Below are 18209 nucleotides of genomic sequence, written 5' to 3'. Positions count from 1 at the left end.
GCGTTCGCGCGCCTTTCGACGCCACGCCAGTGACGCATGGGGCGTATCAGGAGAAGTGGTCGCATTTCTCGGAGAATTCCGATGTGCGAGCGCGTCGCGGCCCTCTACAATCCGGCCGTTTCAGACCTTCCATATCGGACACACATCGCCATGCATCAACTGAACTTCGCGTCAGGTCAGCGCATCCGGGTCGTGTTTGCGGGCGACCGGCCCTTGGCCAGACTCGGCGTGGAGCACATCACCAGCACGTCTCCGCAGCTGGAACTCGTGGGCATTCACGCGACTGCCGAGGAGTTCGAACGGTCGTCGCGTGCATTCGAATGCGACGTGGTGCTCGTCGATTACTCGATGCGCGGCCGGGATGACATGGATGGCATGGCGTTATTGCGATACCTGCGGCGCACGTATCCGAGCATTGCCGCCGTCGTGCTGCTGGCGCAGGAGAACCCGGTGCTAGTCCGCGCCATTCTTGCGCGCGGCATGACGGGCATCGTCAGCAAGTTCGACGAAGTGGGGCATATCGTCACGGCGATACGCGAAGCCCGGCGCGGTGTGGCGTACCTTTCGCCAGCCATCGGCCGGTTGCTCGCTGCGCCGGGCGGCGGGCTATCGGCGCGGGAGATGGAGGTGGTGCGGCTCTATGTGTCCGGGATGACGATCAGCGAGATCGCCGCCAGGACGCACAAGGCGAAGCAGACGGTGAGCACCCAGAAGAACCGCGCCATGCAGAAACTGGGGCTCCGGAACGACATGGAGTTGATCCGCTGTGCCGCCTCGCTCGCGTTGCTTGACGACGTTAGCCACTAGGCCGCGCCCGACACGCTCGCCACCAGCCCGACCTCGTTCGCGTATCGGTACAGGTCGCCGTCACGGTCGATGCCGAGCTTGCGCATCGCGTTGAGCTTTTGCGTGCTGATGGTCTGCTTGGTCCGCCGCAGGACGGCCGCGATCTCGGAGACGGTCATGCCGGAGACGAACAGGCGCACCACCTCGAGTTCCCGCTGGCTGAGTGCCCGCAGCCGTGCGTCGTCGCCGCTGCCTTCGGTGACCGGCCAGGCCTCCAGCAGCGATTCCACGCGCGGCGAGGCATAGCGATCCCCACGGAATGCGGCATGGATGGCCGGCACCACGTGGCCCGGGTCGTCGGACTTGCTGACGACGCAGTGGATGCGCTGGCTGAACAGCGAGCGCAGCACCATCGGGTTGTCCATCATGGTCATGACCACGAGCTTGAGCGCCGGATAGCGGCGCGTGAGGAACGAGATCAGCGTTCGCCCGTCGCCGTATTCGCCGCCGGGCATGGCGTAGTCCGTGACCAGCACGTCGCAGGGCGTACGCTGTAGCAGATCGACGAGTTCGGTCGAATTGCGCGCGTCGCCCACACAGGCAATGGTGGGAACGGCGGCGACGACATGGCGGTTTGCAAGCGTGAGCACAGGATGGTCATCGGCAAAGATGACCCGGATACCGTAGCGACTCATAACAGGCCTGATGTATTGCAATCCCCCGCTGGGCCGGCGGTGGGCTTCCTGTGGCCCTCGGCATGCTCGCGCCATTCTTCCACGATGCGCTGCCGGATCTTCGGGGAGGCCAGCAGGAATTCGTTCATCTGCGAGATGAAGACCTTGCGCTCTGCCTCACGCAGGAGTGCGAACGATACGAGCGTGCGCATCAGGTTAGCCCTGTCTCCCATTGCCGAATCCCCAAAGTAAATCCATCCTGCTTCATATTGATTGCGACGAGCAAATGCGAATGGCATGCCTGGCAGGCACGTATCGCGTCACATTACCAACCAATGCGGCTTAGCGATATAGGACGAGTCCGAGAATCCTTGGGGAAAGCCTGCTTCAGCCGAGCGCCGCAGCCGCGCGCGCGTCGTGCCGTGCCAGACGCACCAGCAGATGGTCGACCTCCGACCTGGCGGTAGGCGTCATCGCCGCCGCCGGCTTGCGCTGGGCGGCCGAGGTCAGCAAGCCGCGCCGCATCATCACGTACTTGCGCACCGCCAGCCCCGCGCCGGGCTGCTGCTCGTAGCGCAGCAGCGGCAGGTGGGCATCGAACAGGTCGTGCGCGGCCTCGCGCTGGCCGGCTGCGGAGAGGCGCACCACGTCGCAGAGCATGTCCGGGAAGCAGTAGCCCGTGTTGGCGCCGTCGGCGCCCCGCTCCATCTCGTAGTCGAGGAACAGGCCGTTGTTGCCGCAGAGGATGGAGATATGGCGCATCGAACCGTCTTTCTCGAAGCCGCGCAGCGTCGAGATCTTCTCCAGCCCGGGCCAGTCCTCGTGCTTGAGCATCACGCACGAAGGCAGTTCCTGCACGATGCGGCGGATCACGCCGGGCGTCATCTGCACCGAGAAGGTCAGCGGGTAGTCCTGGATCACGAACGGCACGTCGGCGCCGATGGCCTCCACGGCCTGGCGGTAATAGCCGACGATCTGGTCATCGGTGCGCAGCGTGTTGGGCGGGGCGATCATCACGCCGGCCGCGCCGCGCTCCATCACCTCGCGGGTCAGCGCGCGCATGGCGGCAAACCCGGGCGCCGACACCCCCACCACCACCGGCAGCCGGCCCGCCCGGCGGATCATCTGCGCGGCCACCTCCACGGATTCCGCGTGCTCCAGCTTGGGCGCCTCGCCCAGCTGGCCCAGCACGGTGATGCCGGTGGCGCCGCAGGCCAGGTAGAAGTCGGTCAGGCGGTCGATCGAGGCGATGTCGATCGTGCCATCGTCGAAGAACGGCGTCGGGGCGATGGGGAAGACGCCGCGTGCGTCAGCGGTCAGCGCGGTGAAAGCGGGGGAAGGCATGGTGGCTCCTGGGGGGGTAGTCAGGGAAAGCGAGCGTCAGGGTAGCCCCAAGCGGCGTCCCCTTCAAGGTCATGGGATTTGTTAGCATCACGGCATGGATGTCAGATTTCTCCAAAGCTTCGTGACGGTGGTGGATGTCGGCTCGCTCGCGGAAGCGGCGCGCCGGCTCGACCTCACGCCGGCCGCCATCGCGGCCCGGCTGCATGCGCTCGAGGAGGAGATTGGCGTCCCCCTGGTGCGGCGCGCTGGCCGCTCGGTGGTGCCGACCGAGGCCGGCATCCGCATTCTGGAGCGCGCGCGGCAGGTGATCCGCGATGTGCGCGACATGAGCACCGTGGCCAGCGGCGACGCCTCGCTCGGCGAATTCCGGCTCGGCTCGTTCGTGACGGCGATGGGCAGCATCGTGCCGCCGCTGCTGGGCCAGCTCTACCGGCGGCATCCGGACGTCAACCTGTTCGTCAAGCCGGGCCGGTCGATCGAATTGTGCGAAAGCCTCGTGCGCGGCGAACTCGATGCCGCCATCGTGGTGGAGCCGCAGTTCGCGGTGGCCAAGGGCTACCAGTGGGCCGAATTCATCGCCGAACCGCTGGTGGTCGTCGCACCCGCCGCGCTGGCCGGGCAGGACCCGCACGCGCTGCTGGCCACGCAGCCGTTCATCCGCTACGACCGCTCCGTACTGGGCGGGCAGCTCGCGGACCGCTACCTGCGCGACCACGATATCCGGCCGCACCAGCGGCTCGAGGTCGATGGCCTGATGGTCATCGCCGCGCTGGTGAGCGAAGGGCTCGGCGTGGCGCTGGTGCCGGACTGGGCGCCGATGTGGGACGGCCCGCTCAAGATCGCCCGCCTGCCGCTGCCGGACCGCGCGCCGGTGCGCCGCGTAGGCCTGATATGGGCCACGCACGGGCCCCGCGCCTCGCTGGCCGAAGCCCTGCTCGACGAGGCCCGCGCGCTGTTCCGGACCACCCGGACCTGACACCCCCCGGACACCCCCCTACTCCGGCGTCTTGCCACGGGTCTCCGCCGCGCGCAGGAAGTCGAAATCCACCCCCTGGTCGGCCTGCGTCACCGTCTGCAGGAACAGCTTCAGGTAGCCGCGCGGCGCGCTCGGTTCGATCCAGTCCGATGCCGCGCGCCGCTGCGCCAGTTCCTCGTCCGATACCAGCAGGCTCAGCTCACGCCGGCTCACGCTCAGGCGGATACGATCGCCGGTGCGCACCAGCGCCAGCGGGCCGCCCACGGCAGCCTCGGGCGTCACATGGAGCACCACCGTGCCGAACGCGGTGCCGCTCATGCGGCCGTCCGAAATCCGCACCATGTCCTTCACGCCGGCGCGGGCCAGCTTGCGCGGAATCGGGATATAGCCGGCCTCGGGCATGCCGGGCGCGCCTTTCGGGCCGATGTTGCGCAGGACGAGGATGTCGTCGGCCGTCACGTCGAGGTCATCCGAGTCGATCCGCTCGACGAGGTCCTGCGAGTCCTGGAACACCACCACACGGCCCTCGTGCTCCATCAAGCGGGCATCGGCGGCCGACTGCTTGATGATGGCGCCGCCCGGCGCCAGGTTGCCGGCCAGCACGGCGATGCCGCCCTGTGGATAGATCGGCGCGGCCATCGTGCGCACCACGTCCTGGGCGAAGCCGGGGCCGGCGGCCTCGATCTCCTCGCCCAGCGTGCGGCCGGTGACTGTCAGCGCGTCCAGCCGCAGCAGCGGCTTCAGCTCGCGCAGCAGCGTGGCCATGCCGCCGGCCTTGTGGAAGTCCTCCATATAGTGCTGGCCGCTCGGCTTCAGGTCGAGCAGCACCGGGGTCTCGCGGCCCATGCGGTCCAGCGCCTGCATGTCGATGTCCAGCCCCACGCGCCCGGCGATGGCCGCCAGATGGACGATGCCGTTGGTCGACCCGCCGATGGCCAGCAGCACCCGCATCGCGTTCTCGAATGCCGCCGGGGTCAGGATGCGGTCGATGGTCAGCCGCTCGCGCGCCATCTGCACCGCGCGCGCGCCGGTCAGCTCGGCAATGCGGATGCGGTCTGCCGTCACGGCGGGCGGCGTGGCCGCGCCGGGCAGGCTCATGCCCATCGCCTCGGTCAGGCAGGCCATGGTGCTGGCCGTGCCCATCACTGAGCAGGTGCCGACGCTGGCCACGAGCTGGTTGTTGACGTCGGCGGTCTCCTCGGCGTCGATCTCGCCCGCGCGGAACTTGCCCCAGTAGCGGCGGCAGTCCGTGCACGCGCCCACGCGCTCGCTGCGGTGCGAGCCGGTCAGCATCGCCCCGGTCACTAGCTGGATGGCCGGCACGCCGGCCGAGGCGGCGCCCATCAGCTGGGCCGGCACGGTCTTGTCGCAGCCGCCGATCAGCACCACCGCGTCCATCGGCTGGGCGCGGATCATCTCCTCGGTGTCCATCGACATCAGGTTGCGCAGGTACATGCTGGTCGGCGCGGCAAAGCTCTCGTGCACGGAGATGGTCGGGAAGGCCATCGGCAGCCCGCCCGCGAGCATGATCCCGCGCTTCACGGCCTCCAGCAGCTGCGGCATGTTGCCGTGGCACGGGTTGTACGCGCTCCCGGTGTCGGCAATGCCGATGACCGGTCGATCAAGCGCGCTGTCCGTATAGCCCGAGCCCTTGATAAACGCCTTGCGCAGGAACAGCGAGAAGCCCTGGTCGCCATAGTTGGTCAGGCCCTTGCGCAAGCCGGTGGCGCCGGGCTGGCCCTGGGTCGAATCCGTCGATGGGGTCGATTCCGTCGATTCGGGGGAGGAGGAGTCCTTGGGTTTCTGAGTCATGGCTGCGGCGTGTGCGAACAACAATCAAAAAGAATTCGGAAATCGGCGATGGCGGTCAACCATCGGATTTGATCTGGGCATCGGTAATCACCTTCTCCCAGCGCGATACCTCGGTGCGCAGGCGGTCGGCGGCCTTGTCCGGGGAGGTCGGCGCCAGCGCGTAGACGCCCTGTTTCAGGAACTGCTCCTTGACGTCCGGCGCCTCGAGCATCTTGGCCAGCGCGGCGTTGAGCCGATCGACCACGGCCGGCGGGGTGCCGGTGGGCGCCAGCACGCCGAACGTGGAACTGACGTCCAGCGCGGGCATGCCGGCCTCGGTGGCCGAGGGCACGTCCGGCAGCATGGAGATGCGAGCCGGCGCGGCCACGGCCAGTGCGCGCAATTGTCCGGACTTGATGAACGGCAGCGAGGCCGGCGCGGTTTCCACCATCATGTTCACCTGCCCCGCCACGAGGTCGGTCATCGCCGGGCCGCTGCCCTTATACGGCACGTGCACCATGTCGATCCCGGCCTCCTTGCGGAAGATCTCGGCGGCCATGCGCTGCGGCGCGCCGGCGCCCGACGACGCATAGTTCAGCTTGCCCGGATGCGCCTTGCCGTACTGGATCAGTTCCTGCAGCGTGTGCACCGGCAGCTTGGGGTTCACCACCACCACCAGCGGCACCGAGCCCACCACCATCACCGGTGCGAAATCCTTCACGAGATCGTAGCGCAGCCGGCCCTTTTCGAGCGTGGCCATGGTCGAGTGCGAGGTCAGCGCGCCCATCAGCAGGGTGTAGCCATCGGGCGCGGCCTTGGCGACGGCCTCGGCGCCGATATTGCCGCCTGCCCCGCCCCGGTTGTCCACCACCACCTGCTGGCCCAGCGCCTCGGTGAGCTTGCTGGCGATGATGCGGCCGATCACATCGGTCGCCCCACCCGGCGGATAGGGCACCACCAGGCGGATCGGCTTGTCCGGCCACGCAGCCAGCGCGCTACGCATCGAGACGGCCAGCGGCGCGGCAAGGCCGGCCAGCAGCAGGCGGCGCCGGACGGCGCGGTAGGTGGGGGTCATGTTGTCTCCGGTGTCTTCTTATATAGGTAGGGGACAGCGCGGAGGGGCGAGGCCTCGGGCAATACGGCGGGGGACGCGCTGCTGCCGACAGTCTGGCGGCTGTCGAAAGCAGAAAAAAGCGCTTTTCAGACCGATGAACGCAAAAATTCTTATGGTTCGACCGGTCTGCCCCCCGGGCCTGCGGTCAGGTCGACTGTTTGACGAAGGCCAGCAGGTCGGCGTTGATCACATCGGCATTGACCACGCACATGCCGTGCGAGAAGCCGGGATACGTCTTCAGCACCGCCCCCTTGACGATCTTGGCCGACAGCCGCCCGGCGGCGTCGATCGGCACGATCTGGTCGTCCTCGCCGTGCAGGATCAGCGTGGGCACGTCGAACTTCTTCAGGTCCTCGGTGTAGTCCACCTCCGAGAACTGCTTGATGCACTCGTACTGGCCCTTGATGCCGCCCGCCATGCCCTGCGCCCAGAAACTGTCGATGGTGCCCTGCGACGGCTTGGCGCCCTCCCGGTTGTACCCGTGGAACGGCACCGCCAGGTCCTTGTAGAACTGCGAGCGGTTATCGGCCACGCCCTTGCGGATGCCGTCGAACACGTCGATGGGCAGCCCGCCCGGGTTGGCGGCGGTCTTCAGCATGATCGGCGGCACCGCCCCGATCAGCACCGCCTGCGCCACGCGCCGCGTGCCGTGGCGGCCGATGTAGTGCGCCACCTCGCCGCCGCCCGTGGAATGGCCGACCAGCGTGGCCTGTCCGACATCGGCCTTCTCCAGCACGGCCGCCAGGTCGTCGGCATAGGTGTCCATGTCGTTGCCACCGGACGGCTGCCCGGAGCGGCCATGGCCCCGGCGGTCATGGGCGATCACGCGGAAGCCCTGCTGCACGAAGAACAGCATCTGGGCGTCCCAGGCGTCGCCGCAGAGCGGCCAGCCGTGCGAGAACACGATGGGGCGGCCGTGCCCCCAGTCCTTGTAATAGATCTCCGTGCCGTCCTGCGCGATTGCGAAAGCCATGATGCGTGCTCCTTGAAGGGGGTGGGACAGGGGGGGTGAGCGTGAACTGCCAGGCGGGAACGTTTCATCAAAGGCGATGGCGGCGGCAAACGCAAGCCGTGGGACGCGCGCTTCACAACATTTCACGCCACATGAACGATGAGCGTTTGCTAAGCTTCGCGGACCTATCCCCCCACGACCACCGGAGACAACCATGGGCCAGCGCATCACCCTTTCCGTACCGGACGGCAGTTTCGCCGCCTACCTCGCCACGCCGGACGCCGCCAACGCGCGCGGCACGGCCATCGTGGTCATCCAGGAAATCTTCGGCATCAACGCCGACATGCGCGAGACCTGCGACAACTTCGCGCGCGAAGGCTTCGTGGCGATCTGCCCCGACCTGTACTGGCGCCAGGAACCCAATGTCGAGCTGACCGACAAGACCGAGGCCGAGTGGAAGCGCGCGCTGGAGTTGTACAACGGCTTCAACGTGGACAAGGGCGTGGCGGACATCGACGCGGCCATCCAGGCCGTGCGCCAGCAGCCGGGCGTGACCGGCGGCGTGGGCACGGTCGGCTTCTGCCTGGGCGGGCTGCTGGCCTACCTGACGGCCGCGCGCACCGGGGCCGATGCGGCGGTGTCGTACTACGGCGTCGGCATCGACAAGCACCTGGACGAGGCGCCCCGCATCGCCAAGCCGCTGCTGATGCATATCGCCGAGGAAGACGAATTCGTGCCGGCCGAGGCCCGCGCCAAGATCATCGAGACGCTGGAAGACAGCCCGCACGTGGAGATCCACACCTACCCGGGCTGCCAGCATGCCTTCGCCCGCAATGACGGCGTGCACTACGTGGCGGATGCAGCACAGGAGGCCAACGCCCGGACGCTGAAATTCTTCCAGGCGATGAAGTAACGGGATGGGTTTCTCCCCGCAGCCGCCAGCCGGAGCGGGGAGAAAAAAGGGCGTTTCGTACTAGTCCGATTTGCGGCGACGCAACATCCCCCCGCTTGATCCATGCCAAAATGCCGGCTGGTCCAACGCGGAAACGGAGCTTCGGGGATGTATCGCGGCGAACGGTTCAACGGCTACAGCCACCTCGCGGGGGCGGTCCTGGCGGCCGCCGGCATGGCAGTGCTCGTCACTTCCTCGGCCCTGCACCACGATGCCTGGAAGGTGGTCAGCTCGGTGGTCTACGGCACCACGCTGGTCCTGCTCTACACCATCTCCACGGTCTACCACAGCATCCGCGGCCCGGCGAAGGACATCTTCCGCCGGCTCGACTACTGCGCCATCTACCTGCTCATCGCCGGCAGCTACACACCGTTCGCGCTGGTCACGCTGCGCGGCCCCTGGGGCTGGACGCTGTTCGGCGTCAACTGGGGCCTCGCGGTCATCGGCATCATCCAGGAACTGTGGATCGGCCACCGCACGCGCATCCTGTCCCTGTCGATCTACGTGATCATGGGCTGGCTGGTAGTCTTCGCGTTCGACCCGCTCACCGCCGCCCTGCCGCGCGCCGGCCTGTACTGGCTGGTGGCCGGCGGCGCCACCTATACCGCCGGCATCGGCTTCTTCCTGTTCGACGAACGCGTGCGCCACTTCCACGGCATCTGGCACCTTTTCGTCCTGGCGGGCAGCTTCTGCCAGTTCGTCAGCATCCTCTACTACGTCGGCTGACGATGTTGGCCGATCAAGTCGGCTGCACCTTCCGGCGCCGGCCCTTTTCCACCAGCCCGCCGATCACCGGCCACACCAGCACCGCCACGGCCAGCGCCATGATCGTGCCGACCAGGCCGTTGGACCAGAACACGTCCATCTGGCCCTGGGACATCAGCATGGTCTGCCGGAACGAATCCTCGGCGCGGTCGCCCAGTACCAGCGCCAGCACCAGCGGCGCCAGCGGGTAGTCGAGCTTCTTCAGCACGTAGCCGATCACGCCGAAAATCAGCATCAGCCAGACGTCGAACATGGCGTTGTGCACCGTGAAGGCGCCGATGGCGCACACCACGAGGATCAGCGGCGCGATGATCGCGAACGGAATGCGCAGGATGGCGGCGAACAGCGGCACCGTGGAAAGCACCACGATCAGCCCGGCGATGTTGCCCAGGTACATGCTGGCGATCAGCCCCCAGACGAAGGTCTTCTGCTCGGTGAACAGCAGCGGCCCCGGCTGCAGGCCCCAGATCATCAGGCCGCCCAGCAGCACGGCGGCCGTGGCGGAGCCGGGAATGCCCAGCGCCAGCATCGGCAGCAGCGCGCTGGTGCCAGCCGCGTGCGCGGCGCACTCCGGCGCGATCACCCCTTCCACATTGCCGCGCCCGAAGCTCTCGCGGTTGCGCGAGAAGCGCTTGGCCACGCCGTAGCCCATGAATGACGCCGCCGTGGCGCCGCCCGGCGTCACGCCCAGCCAGCAGCCAATCACCGACGAGCGGATCAGCGTCATCCAGTAACGCGGCAGCTCGGCCCAGGTCTTGAGCACCACCTTGAGGTCGATGCTGGCGCGCTTGCCGCGGAAGGCCACGCCCTCCTCCATCGTGATCAGGATCTCGCTGATGCCGAACAGGCCGATCACGGCGACCAGGAAGTCGAACCCGCGCAGCAGCTCGGTGGAGCCGAAGGTCATGCGCAGCGTGCCCGAGACGGTATCCATGCCCACCGCCGCCAGCGCAAAGCCCATGCACATCGCGATCACGATCTTGGCCTTGGCTTCCTTGCCCATGCCGACGAAGCTGCAGAACGTGAGGAAGTACACCGCGAAGAATTCCGGCGGCCCGAAGCGCAGCGCGAACTTCGCCACCAGCGGCGCCAGGAAGGTGATCAACAGGACGCCGGCCAGCGCGCCGAGGAACGACCCCGTGAAGGCCGAGGTCAGCGCCCGCCCGGCCTCGCCCTGCTGGGCCATGGGGTAGCCGTCGAAGGTGGTCGCCACGGACCAGGCTTCGCCGGGGATGTTGAACAGGATCGAGGTGATCGCCCCGCCGAACAGCGCGCCCCAGTAGATGCAGGACAGCATGATGATGGCCGAGGTCGGCTCCATCGAGAACGTCAGCGGCAGCAGGATCGCCACGCCGTTGGGGCCGCCCAGCCCCGGCAACACGCCCACGACGATGCCGAGCAGGATGCCGACCAGCATCAGCCCGACGTTGTGCCACGACATGGCGACCGCGAAGCCGCCCATCAGTGAATTGAGTTCTTCCACGCCCGCCCCCTCAGAAACCGAACGCCGCTTCGAGCGGGCCCTTCGGCAGTGGCACGCGGAACTGCATCTCGAAGATCCAGAACAGCGCGGCGTTGATGGCAACGCCGGTCAGCACGGCACGCCACCAGGCAAACTTGCCGATGACCCGCATGAAGCCGGCGATGAAGATGGCGCTGGCCACATAGATGCCGAGGAACTTGATCAGCGCGATGTAGATCGTCAGCGGCACCAGGATCACCGCCACCTGGCGCAGCTGCGGCCAGGTGACGAAGGTGGCGTCGGACGCGGTGCGCCACGCCTGCCACAACACGGCCAGGCAGGCCACGAAGATGATGGCCCCGATGCGCAGCGGGAAGTAGCCGGCCTGCGGGCCGTCCGGCGCCCAGCCCGCGCCGATCTGATAATTGCTGACCATGACTACGACCGCGCCGGCGGCGATCAGCAGCGCCACGGCGATCTCCGCCGTGCGCACCGTGATGGCCGCCGSCGCGGCCGTGGCGTCGGTATGCTCGCTCATTAGAACCTCCCAATTGAAAGGGCGACGCCACCAGCGACGCCCAAGTGGATCATTCCGTGCCGCGGTTTCTCCCTCTCCCCTCAGTGGGAGAGGGCCGGGGAGAGGGGTGGTCTAGCACCGAGCCACAATCGATGAAGCCGTCGGTGCGCTCCAGCGCTACAGCTCCGGCCAGCGCCGCCCCTCTCCCCCGGCCCCTCTCCCGCAAGCGGGAGAGGGGAGCAACCCGCCCCCCCGAACCGCACTTTCTCGCGGGAGAGGGGAGCAAACCATCACCGTGCTGCCACGAAGCCCGCTTCCTTGATGATGTCCTTGTGGCGGGTCTCGTCCGCCTGGAGGAACTCGGTCAGCTTGGTGCCGGTCAGGAACTCGTTCTTGAGCGCGTTCTTTTCGAGGTACTCCTTCCACTCGGGCGTGGCGGCCACCTTCTGCATCAGCTCGACGTAGTACTTCTGCTGGTCCGGCGTGACGCCGCCCGGCAGCATGAACACGCGCAGCATCTGGTATTGCACGTCCAGCCCGGCTTCCTTGCACGTGGGGATATCGCCCCAGCTCTGCGTGGCCGTCACCTTGCCCGTGTACTGCATGCGCGACGGCGCGAACACGCACAGCGCGCGGTGCTCGCCGGCGCGCCACTGGCCGATCGATTCGGACGGGTTGTTCACGTTGGAGTCGATGTGCTTGCCCGAAAGCTGCGTAGCGGCCTCGCCGCCGCCCTTGTACGGGATGTAGATGAAGCGCACGCCGGCCTTGCGCTCCATCTGCGCGGTGATGATCTGGTCCTCGCGCTTGGAACTGGTGCCGCCCATCTTGAGCTTGCCGGGCTGCTTCTTGGCTTCGGCGATGTAGTCGGTCGGGGTCTTGTAGGGCGCTTCGGCGTTGGTCCACAGCACGAATTCGTCCATCGCCACCATGGCCACCGGGGTCAGATCGCGCCAGTTGAACGGCAACTGGCTGACCATCGGCACGGTATAGAGCGCGGACGAGGTCACCAGCAGCTTGTGCGGGTCGCCCTTGGACGCCTTGGTGTCCATCAGGCCCTCGGCGCCGCTGGCGCCAGCCTTGTTCACCACGATGACCGGCTGGCCCATCAGCTTGTGCTTGGCGATGATGCCCTGGATCGAGCGCGCCATCTGGTCGGAGGCGCCGCCGGCACTGAACGGCACCACGATTTCGACGGGCTTGGTGGGCTCCCAGGCAAACGCGGGAGCGGCAAATGAAACACTGAGGGCAATACCGAGCAGCGAAGCACGCGCGGCGGCGCGTGCGGGGGAACGCAACGTCATGGTCTGTCTCCTTTGGTGTGATCCGTGCGCTCTGCTGGCGCATCGGCGGTACGGCCGGGCCGTCCCGGGAATCCCGGGCGGTCCGTCTTTTTCTTCTACGTCGATGGTGACCGGATCAGGCGGCGCGCAGCGCCGGCTTCAGCGCGGCCGCGCGCAGGCTTTCCATCGCCGCCAGCACGCCGCCCGCATGGTGCGGCACGCCGGCCAGCGCCAGACCCATCTCCACGCCGGCGAGGGTGCCCATCAGCGTCAGGTCGTTGAAATCGCCCAGATGGCCGATGCGGAAGACCTTGCCGGAGAGCTTGGACAGCCCCTGCCCCAGCGACATATTGAAGTTCTCCAGCACCACCTTGCGCAGCGCGTCGGCGTTGTGGCCGTCCGGCATGACCACGGCGGTCAGCGCCGGGCTGTACTCGGCCGGGTTCTGGCACAGGATCTCCAGCCCCCAGGCGTTCACGCAGGCGCGCGTGGCCTCGGCATGGCGGCGATGGCGCGCGAACACGTTCTGCAGGCCCTCTTCCTGGAGCATGTCGCACGCCTCGGACAGCCCGTAGAGCAGGTTCGTGGCCGGGGTGTACGGCCAGAAGCCATTCTTGTTGGCTTCGATGATCTCTTCCCAGCCCCAGAACGCCTTCGGCAGCTTGGACCTGGCCGACGCCGCCACGGCCTTGGCGCTGACCGCGTTGAACGACAGGCCCGGCGGCAGCATCAGCCCCTTCTGCGAGCCGGAGACGGTCACGTCCACGCCCCACTCGTCGTGGCGATAGTCGATCGAGCCCAGCGAGGAGATGGTGTCCACCAGCAGCAGCGCGGGGTGGCCGGCCGCATCGATCGCACGGCGCACGGCGGCGATGTCGGAGGTCACGCCGGTGGAGGTCTCGTTATGGACCACGCAGACCGCCTTGATCTCGTGGCTGCGGTCCTCGGCCAGCCGCGCGCCGATGGCGGCGGCGTCCACGCCGTGGCGCCAGTCGCCCACCAGGAATTCCGGATTCAGGCCGAGCTTGTCGGCCATCTTCTTCCACAGCGAGGCGAAGTGGCCGGTCTCGAACATCAGCACGCGGTCGCCGGCGGAGAGCGTATTCACCAGCGCCGCTTCCCATGCGCCCGTACCGGATGCCGGATAGATCACAACCGGCTGGGCGGTCTGGAAGATCTTGCGGATGTCCGCCAGCACCTTCTTGCCGAGTTGCTGGAACTCGGGGCCGCGGTGGTCGATGGTCGGGTAGTCCATTGCGCGCAGCACGCGGTCGGGCACGTTGGTCGGACCCGGGATCTGCAGGAAGTGCCGGCCGCTGGGATGGGAGTTCAGTCGGATCATGTCGCCTCGTGTTCTTCGGTTTGAATTTTGTATTCAAAAATCGGGGATGCACTGCGCGCCCGGCATGCGGGATAATGTTGCCCGGCGCAAGCGCCTCGCATTCCGCAAAAAGTCCTTATAAATCAGTACTTATCAGGATTTCAGACCGTTCGTCGCGCTGTTCCGGGCGTGGCCAACGACACCGGAATGCAGTTCGTGCTTGCCCCAGAGTAGGTTTTGAATACAATACTGTCAAGCCACACGATCCCTGATGACCGCCAATCCGACCACTCCCTCGCAAGCCGTAGACCGCCAGATCCTGCATGTGGCGGTGGCCCAGCGCCTGCGCACCATGATCATGGAAGGCGAGCTGGCGCCGGGCACCCGGCTCAATGAGCGCGTGCTGTGCGACCTGCTCCAGGTTTCGCGCACGCCGCTGCGGGAAGCCTTCAAGGTGCTCGCGGGTGACGGTCTGGTCACTCTGCTGCCAAACCGGGGCGCCGAGGTGGTGGTGCTGTCCAAGGAAGCGATCGACCACCTGTTCGAGATGATGGGCGCGCTGGAAGCCACCAGCGGCGAGCTGGCCTGCCAGCGCATCACCGACGCCGAGCTGGTGGAGATCCGTGCCATGCACTACGAGATGCTGGCGTGCCACGCGCGCCGGGACCTCCCTAATTACTACGCGCTGAACCGGCGCATCCACGACGCCATCAACGCCGCGGCGCGCAATCCGATCCTCGAGGAGACCTATCGACGCATCAACCTGCGTATCCAGGCGCTGCGCTTCCGCTCCAACTTCGACCAGGACAAATGGGATCTGGCCGTGCGCGAGCACGGCGCCATGCTCGATGCCCTGGCGAAGCGCGACGGCGCCGCCCTGCGAGACATCCTGCGCGCGCACCTGCAACACAAGCACGACGCGCTGATCGCCGAACTAGAACGCGCACAGGACGCCGCCGCCTGACCCCCGCGCGCGCCGCGCCGTCTCCGGACGGCAGGCCGGCGCGCCACGGGCCAGGGCGACGGCGTCTCCAGTGCATGCACACGGAGACATCCCCGCTCATGGCCCTGCCTACCACCCCCACGCCGCCCGGCGTGCAGCCGCTGCGCTTCATGCCCGGCGCCGCATCGTCACCCGCCACGCAGTCGCCGCTGTACCGGCGGCTCGCCGCCGAGCTGCGCGGCGACGTGCTGTTCGACACCGCCAGCCGTGGCCGCTACGCCACAGACGCCTCGATCTATCAGGTCATGCCGATTGGCGTAGTCGTGCCGCGCGACGAAGCCGACGCCCGGCTGGCGCTGGACATCGCCCGCGACTTCAAGGCGCCCCTGCTGCCGCGTGGCGGCGGCACCAGCCAGTGCGGCCAAACCGTGGGCGAGGCGCTGGTCATCGACAACAGCAAGTTCCTGAACCAGGTGATCGACTTCGACCCGGTGGCGCGCACGGTGACTGTGCAGCCCGGCATCGTGCTCGACCACCTCAACGCCTGGCTCAAGCCGCACGGGCTCTGGTTCCCGGTGGACGTCTCCACGGCGGCGCAGTGCACGATCGGCGGCATGGCCGGCAACAACTCGTGCGGGTCACGCTCGATCCAGTACGGCAACATGGTGCACAACGTGCTGGGCATCCAGGCGATCCTGGCCGGCGGCGAGGACGTGCGCTTCGACGTCGGCTGGCCGGCGGACGGCGCCCCGCACCGCGCCATCGCCGATGGCGTGCGGCGCATCGCCGAGCGGGAGCGCGACGCCATCGCCGAGATGTACCCGCACGTACTGCGGCGCGTGGGCGGCTACAACCTCGACCTGTTCCATCCCCAGAACGAACGCCCCTACACTGCCGACGGCAGCGTCAACCTCGCCCACCTGCTGGTCGGCTCGGAGGGCACGCTGGCCTATTTCCGGCACCTGACGCTGCAACTGGCGCCGCTGCCCACGCACAAGACGCTCGGCGTGGTGAATTTCCCGACCTTCTACCAGTCGATGGACCTCACCCGCCATATCGTCGGCCTGCAGCCGGCGGCGGTGGAGCTGGTCGACCGGACCATGATCGACCTCGCGCGCCACAACCCGGCCTTCCGCCCGGTGATCGAGCGCGCGCTGGTGGGCGAGCCCGAGGCCATCCTGCTGGTGGAATTCGCTGGCGAAGACCGCGAGACCACGGTGCGCGGCCTGGCCCGGCTGGTGGAGCTGATGGCCGACCTGGGGCTGCCCGGCTCGGTGGTGGAGATGCCGGATGCCGGCCCGCAAAAGGCGCTGTGGGAAGTGCGCAAGGCCGGCCTGAACATCATGATGAGCATGAAGGGCGACGGCAAGCCGGTGTCCTTCATCGAGGACTGCGCAGTGCCGCTGGAGCATCTGGCCGCGTACACCTCCCGGCTGACCGAGGTCTTCCACAAGCACGGCACGCGCGGCACGTGGTACGCCCACGCCAGCGTCGGCACGCTGCATGTGCGCCCCATCCTCGACATGCGCCGCGACGGCGCCACCAAGATGCGGGCGATTGCCGAGGAAGCCGCCGCGATGGTCCGCGAATACAAGGGCGCCTATTCGGGCGAGCATGGCGACGGCATCTGCCGGGGCGAATGGGTGGCGTGGCAGTTCGGCCCCGCGCTGAACCAGGCCTTCGCCGAGGTCAAGGCGCTGTTCGACCCCGAAAACCGCTGCAACCCCGGCAAGATCGTCGGCACGCCGAAGATGGACGACACCGTGCTGTTCCGCTTCCCGCCCAGCTATACGGTGAAGCCGATCACCCCGGCGCTCGACTGGTCGGCGTGGAACGTCACACGCGACCCGGTGACCGAGGCCGAAAGCACGCCCGGCACCGGGCTGGACCCCGCGCGCGGGCTGGCGGCGGCCGTGGAGATGTGCAACAACAACGGCCACTGCCGCAAGTTCGACGCCGGCACGATGTGCCCGAGCTACCGCGTCACGCGAGACGAGCAGCACCTGACCCGTGGCCGCGCCAACACGCTGCGGCTGGCGCTGTCTGGCCAGCTCGGCCCGGAGGGGCTGCTGGAGCCAGCGGTCAAGGAGGCCCTCGACCTGTGCGTCTCCTGCAAGGGCTGCAAGCGCGACTGCCCCACCGGCATCGACATGGCCAAGATGAAGATCGAAGTCCGCGCCGCCCACGCCAAGGCCGGCAAGCTGCGCGCGCGCGACCGCATGGTCGCCTTCCTGCCGCGCTACGCCGGGCTGGCCAGCCGCCTGCCGTGGCTGTTCAACCTGCGTGACCGCGTGCCGGGACTGCCGGCGCTGAGCGAGCGCCTGTTCGGCCTGTCCGCCCGGCGCTCGCTGCCGCGCTGGCAGGCGGCTTTCCTTGGGGGCGACTACACGCCGAAGGCGGCGGGCGGCAAGGAGGTGGTGCTGTTCGTCGATACCTTCAACAACCATATGGAGCCCGAGAACGCCCGCGCGGCCCAGCGCGTGCTCGAAGGTGCCGGCTACACCGTGCACCTGTCGGCGGTGCCGGGCGAGCGCCCGCTGTGCTGTGGCCGGACCTTCCTGGCGGCAGGTCTGGTCGATGAAGCCAAGGCCGAGGCCCGGCGCGCGCTCGACGCGCTGCTGCCCTTCGTCGCGCGCGGCGTGGCCGTGGTGGGGCTCGAACCGTCTTGTTTACTGTCGATGCGCGACGAATTCCTCCAGTACGGCTACGGTGACGCCGCGCGCCAACTGGCGGACAACGCGTTCCTGTTCGAGGAATTCCTGGTCCGCGAGCACGCCGCCGGCCGCTTCGCCCCATCGCTCCAGCCCATCGGCACGGCCCGGGCCCTGCTGCACGGCCACTGCCACCAGAAGGCGTTCGATGCCGTACGCCCCGTGGAACAGGTGCTCGGCTGGATTCCGGGCCTGAAGACCGAGCTGGTGGAGTCGTCGTGCTGCGGCATGGCCGGCAGCTTCGGCTACGAGGCCGAGCATCACGAGGCCTCGATGAAGATGGCCGAGCTGTCGCTGCTGCCGGCGGTGCGCAAGGCCGATGGCGACACTCTCGTGGTGGCCGATGGGACGAGTTGCCGACATCAGATCCACGATGGTGCAGGCCGGGAGGCGCTGCACGTGGCGCGGGTGCTGGAGCGGGCCATGGCGACGGCGGCAACGGCAGCCGGATAGCGCACACCCAACGCCCACGCAACAGATTCTCCGTCCAAATCCGCCAAGTTCCCGGTCCTGGCGGACAAAGCGGCCGGCCCGGGCCAGCGCAGCGCCTATGATGCAACGGCGAACCAGCGGTCTGGACGGAGAGTGGACGGAGAACCAAAGCCATGGGCACTATCG

16 protein-coding genes are annotated in these 18209 nt (G+C 67.8%); 6 read left to right on the top strand and 10 right to left on the bottom strand.

Translation table 11 applies throughout. From position 1 onward, the window contains the following. The first annotated feature begins 150 nt into the window (after positions 1-150). Positions 151-807 carry a LuxR C-terminal-related transcriptional regulator gene (locus AC1DFU_RS04910; RefSeq protein ID WP_092294372.1) on the top strand — a complete coding sequence of 219 codons (657 nt, stop codon included), beginning with the start codon at positions 151-153 and terminating at the stop codon, positions 805-807. On the opposite strand, the gene AC1DFU_RS04905 is transcribed toward AC1DFU_RS04910, so the two are convergent. The 3 genes from AC1DFU_RS04905 to AC1DFU_RS04895 form a co-directional block, all read right to left on the bottom strand. Next, positions 804-1481 (bottom strand): LuxR C-terminal-related transcriptional regulator, encoded by a 678-nt coding sequence (locus AC1DFU_RS04905; protein WP_092293814.1) that lies wholly within the window; start codon positions 1479-1481, stop codon positions 804-806. The genes AC1DFU_RS04910 and AC1DFU_RS04905 overlap by 4 nt on opposite strands. Further along, positions 1478-1759 carry a hypothetical protein gene (locus AC1DFU_RS04900; RefSeq protein WP_143093877.1) on the bottom strand — a complete coding sequence of 94 codons (282 nt, stop codon included), beginning with the start codon at positions 1757-1759 and terminating at the stop codon, positions 1478-1480. Before AC1DFU_RS04900 ends, AC1DFU_RS04905 begins: the two co-directional genes overlap by 4 nt. 88 nt (positions 1760-1847) lie before the next feature. Further along, positions 1848-2804 carry a dihydrodipicolinate synthase family protein gene (locus tag AC1DFU_RS04895; RefSeq protein WP_092293818.1) on the bottom strand — a complete coding sequence of 319 codons (957 nt, stop codon included), beginning with the start codon at positions 2802-2804 and terminating at the stop codon, positions 1848-1850. 94 nt (positions 2805-2898) lie between these two features. Here AC1DFU_RS04895 and AC1DFU_RS04890 point away from each other — a divergent pair, with 94 nt between their 5' ends. Beyond that, on the top strand, positions 2899-3780 hold the full coding sequence (locus AC1DFU_RS04890) for a LysR family transcriptional regulator (protein WP_149138440.1): 882 nt from the start codon (positions 2899-2901) through the stop codon (positions 3778-3780). Between the two features lie 18 nt (positions 3781-3798). Here the strand turns inward: AC1DFU_RS04890 and AC1DFU_RS04885 are convergent, their stop codons facing one another. The 3 genes from AC1DFU_RS04885 to AC1DFU_RS04875 form a co-directional block, all read right to left on the bottom strand. Next, positions 3799-5592: an IlvD/Edd family dehydratase gene (locus AC1DFU_RS04885; RefSeq protein ID WP_255370783.1), complete on the bottom strand. Its 1794-nt coding sequence runs from the start codon at positions 5590-5592 to the stop codon at positions 3799-3801. Positions 5593-5647: 55 nt separating this feature from the next. Then, positions 5648-6646 (bottom strand): Bug family tripartite tricarboxylate transporter substrate binding protein, encoded by a 999-nt coding sequence (locus AC1DFU_RS04880; RefSeq protein WP_092293824.1) that lies wholly within the window; start codon positions 6644-6646, stop codon positions 5648-5650. A 184-nt stretch (positions 6647-6830) separates the two neighbouring features. Further along, positions 6831-7658 carry an alpha/beta fold hydrolase gene (locus AC1DFU_RS04875; RefSeq protein ID WP_092293826.1) on the bottom strand — a complete coding sequence of 276 codons (828 nt, stop codon included), beginning with the start codon at positions 7656-7658 and terminating at the stop codon, positions 6831-6833. A 193-nt stretch (positions 7659-7851) separates the two neighbouring features. On the opposite strand from AC1DFU_RS04875, the gene AC1DFU_RS04870 reads away from it, so the two are divergent. After that, entirely contained in the window at positions 7852-8550 is a 699-nt protein-coding gene (locus tag AC1DFU_RS04870) for a dienelactone hydrolase family protein (protein WP_441591278.1), read from the top strand. Positions 8551-8697: 147 nt separating this feature from the next. Further along, positions 8698-9315, top strand: a complete 618-nt coding sequence (gene trhA / locus AC1DFU_RS04865; protein ID WP_092293830.1) for a PAQR family membrane homeostasis protein TrhA — start codon at positions 8698-8700, stop codon at positions 9313-9315. 13 nt (positions 9316-9328) lie between these two features. Here trhA and AC1DFU_RS04860 read toward each other — a convergent pair whose 3' ends face one another. The 4 genes from AC1DFU_RS04860 to AC1DFU_RS04845 form a co-directional block, all read right to left on the bottom strand. Beyond that, on the bottom strand, positions 9329-10837 hold the full coding sequence (locus AC1DFU_RS04860; RefSeq protein WP_092293832.1) for a tripartite tricarboxylate transporter permease: 1509 nt from the start codon (positions 10835-10837) through the stop codon (positions 9329-9331). 10 nt (positions 10838-10847) lie between these two features. After that, positions 10848-11354, bottom strand: a complete 507-nt coding sequence (locus tag AC1DFU_RS04855) for a tripartite tricarboxylate transporter TctB family protein (RefSeq protein ID WP_477159668.1) — start codon at positions 11352-11354, stop codon at positions 10848-10850. Positions 11355-11623: 269 nt separating this feature from the next. Next, positions 11624-12637, bottom strand: coding sequence for a Bug family tripartite tricarboxylate transporter substrate binding protein (locus tag AC1DFU_RS04850; protein WP_441591277.1), 1014 nt, complete (start codon positions 12635-12637; stop codon positions 11624-11626). A 115-nt stretch (positions 12638-12752) separates the two neighbouring features. Next, on the bottom strand, positions 12753-13958 hold the full coding sequence (locus tag AC1DFU_RS04845) for a pyridoxal-phosphate-dependent aminotransferase family protein (protein WP_092293838.1): 1206 nt from the start codon (positions 13956-13958) through the stop codon (positions 12753-12755). 250 nt (positions 13959-14208) lie between these two features. Here AC1DFU_RS04845 and AC1DFU_RS04840 point away from each other — a divergent pair, with 250 nt between their 5' ends. After that, the gene (locus AC1DFU_RS04840; protein ID WP_092293840.1) at positions 14209-14901 is read left to right on the top strand and encodes a GntR family transcriptional regulator; all 693 of its coding nucleotides are present in this window, start codon (positions 14209-14211) and stop codon (positions 14899-14901) included. 98 nt (positions 14902-14999) lie between these two features. Then, the gene (locus tag AC1DFU_RS04835; RefSeq protein WP_441591276.1) at positions 15000-18044 is read left to right on the top strand and encodes an FAD-binding and (Fe-S)-binding domain-containing protein; all 3045 of its coding nucleotides are present in this window, start codon (positions 15000-15002) and stop codon (positions 18042-18044) included. Positions 18045-18209 lie beyond the last annotated feature (165 nt).

The sequence above is a fragment of the Cupriavidus sp. 10L45 genome, from assembly GCF_056395225.1.
Note: the sequence above shows the minus strand (reverse complement) of the source record. Positions and strands in the feature narration are given on the sequence as shown.

Excerpts from the sequence above, each read along its gene's own strand:
- AC1DFU_RS04890 (WP_149138440.1), top strand. The coding sequence starts at position 2,899 with ATGGATGTCAGATTTCTCCAAAGCTTCGTGACGGTGGTGGATGTCGGC.
- AC1DFU_RS04895 (WP_092293818.1), bottom strand. The coding sequence starts at position 2,804 with ATGCCTTCCCCCGCTTTCACCGCGCTGACCGCTGACGCACGCGGCGTC.
- AC1DFU_RS04905 (WP_092293814.1), bottom strand. The coding sequence starts at position 1,481 with ATGAGTCGCTACGGTATCCGGGTCATCTTTGCCGATGACCATCCTGTG.
- AC1DFU_RS04850 (WP_441591277.1), bottom strand. The coding sequence starts at position 12,637 with ATGACGTTGCGTTCCCCCGCACGCGCCGCCGCGCGTGCTTCGCTGCTC.
- AC1DFU_RS04835 (WP_441591276.1), top strand. The coding sequence starts at position 15,000 with ATGGCCCTGCCTACCACCCCCACGCCGCCCGGCGTGCAGCCGCTGCGC.
- AC1DFU_RS04875 (WP_092293826.1), bottom strand. The coding sequence starts at position 7,658 with ATGGCTTTCGCAATCGCGCAGGACGGCACGGAGATCTATTACAAGGAC.
- trhA (WP_092293830.1), top strand. The coding sequence starts at position 8,698 with ATGTATCGCGGCGAACGGTTCAACGGCTACAGCCACCTCGCGGGGGCG.
- AC1DFU_RS04910 (WP_092294372.1), top strand. The coding sequence starts at position 151 with ATGCATCAACTGAACTTCGCGTCAGGTCAGCGCATCCGGGTCGTGTTT.
- AC1DFU_RS04885 (WP_255370783.1), bottom strand. The coding sequence starts at position 5,592 with ATGACTCAGAAACCCAAGGACTCCTCCTCCCCCGAATCGACGGAATCG.
- AC1DFU_RS04840 (WP_092293840.1), top strand. The coding sequence starts at position 14,209 with ATGACCGCCAATCCGACCACTCCCTCGCAAGCCGTAGACCGCCAGATC.
- AC1DFU_RS04880 (WP_092293824.1), bottom strand. The coding sequence starts at position 6,646 with ATGACCCCCACCTACCGCGCCGTCCGGCGCCGCCTGCTGCTGGCCGGC.
- AC1DFU_RS04845 (WP_092293838.1), bottom strand. The coding sequence starts at position 13,958 with ATGATCCGACTGAACTCCCATCCCAGCGGCCGGCACTTCCTGCAGATC.
- AC1DFU_RS04900 (WP_143093877.1), bottom strand. The coding sequence starts at position 1,759 with ATGCCATTCGCATTTGCTCGTCGCAATCAATATGAAGCAGGATGGATT.
- AC1DFU_RS04870 (WP_441591278.1), top strand. The coding sequence starts at position 7,852 with ATGGGCCAGCGCATCACCCTTTCCGTACCGGACGGCAGTTTCGCCGCC.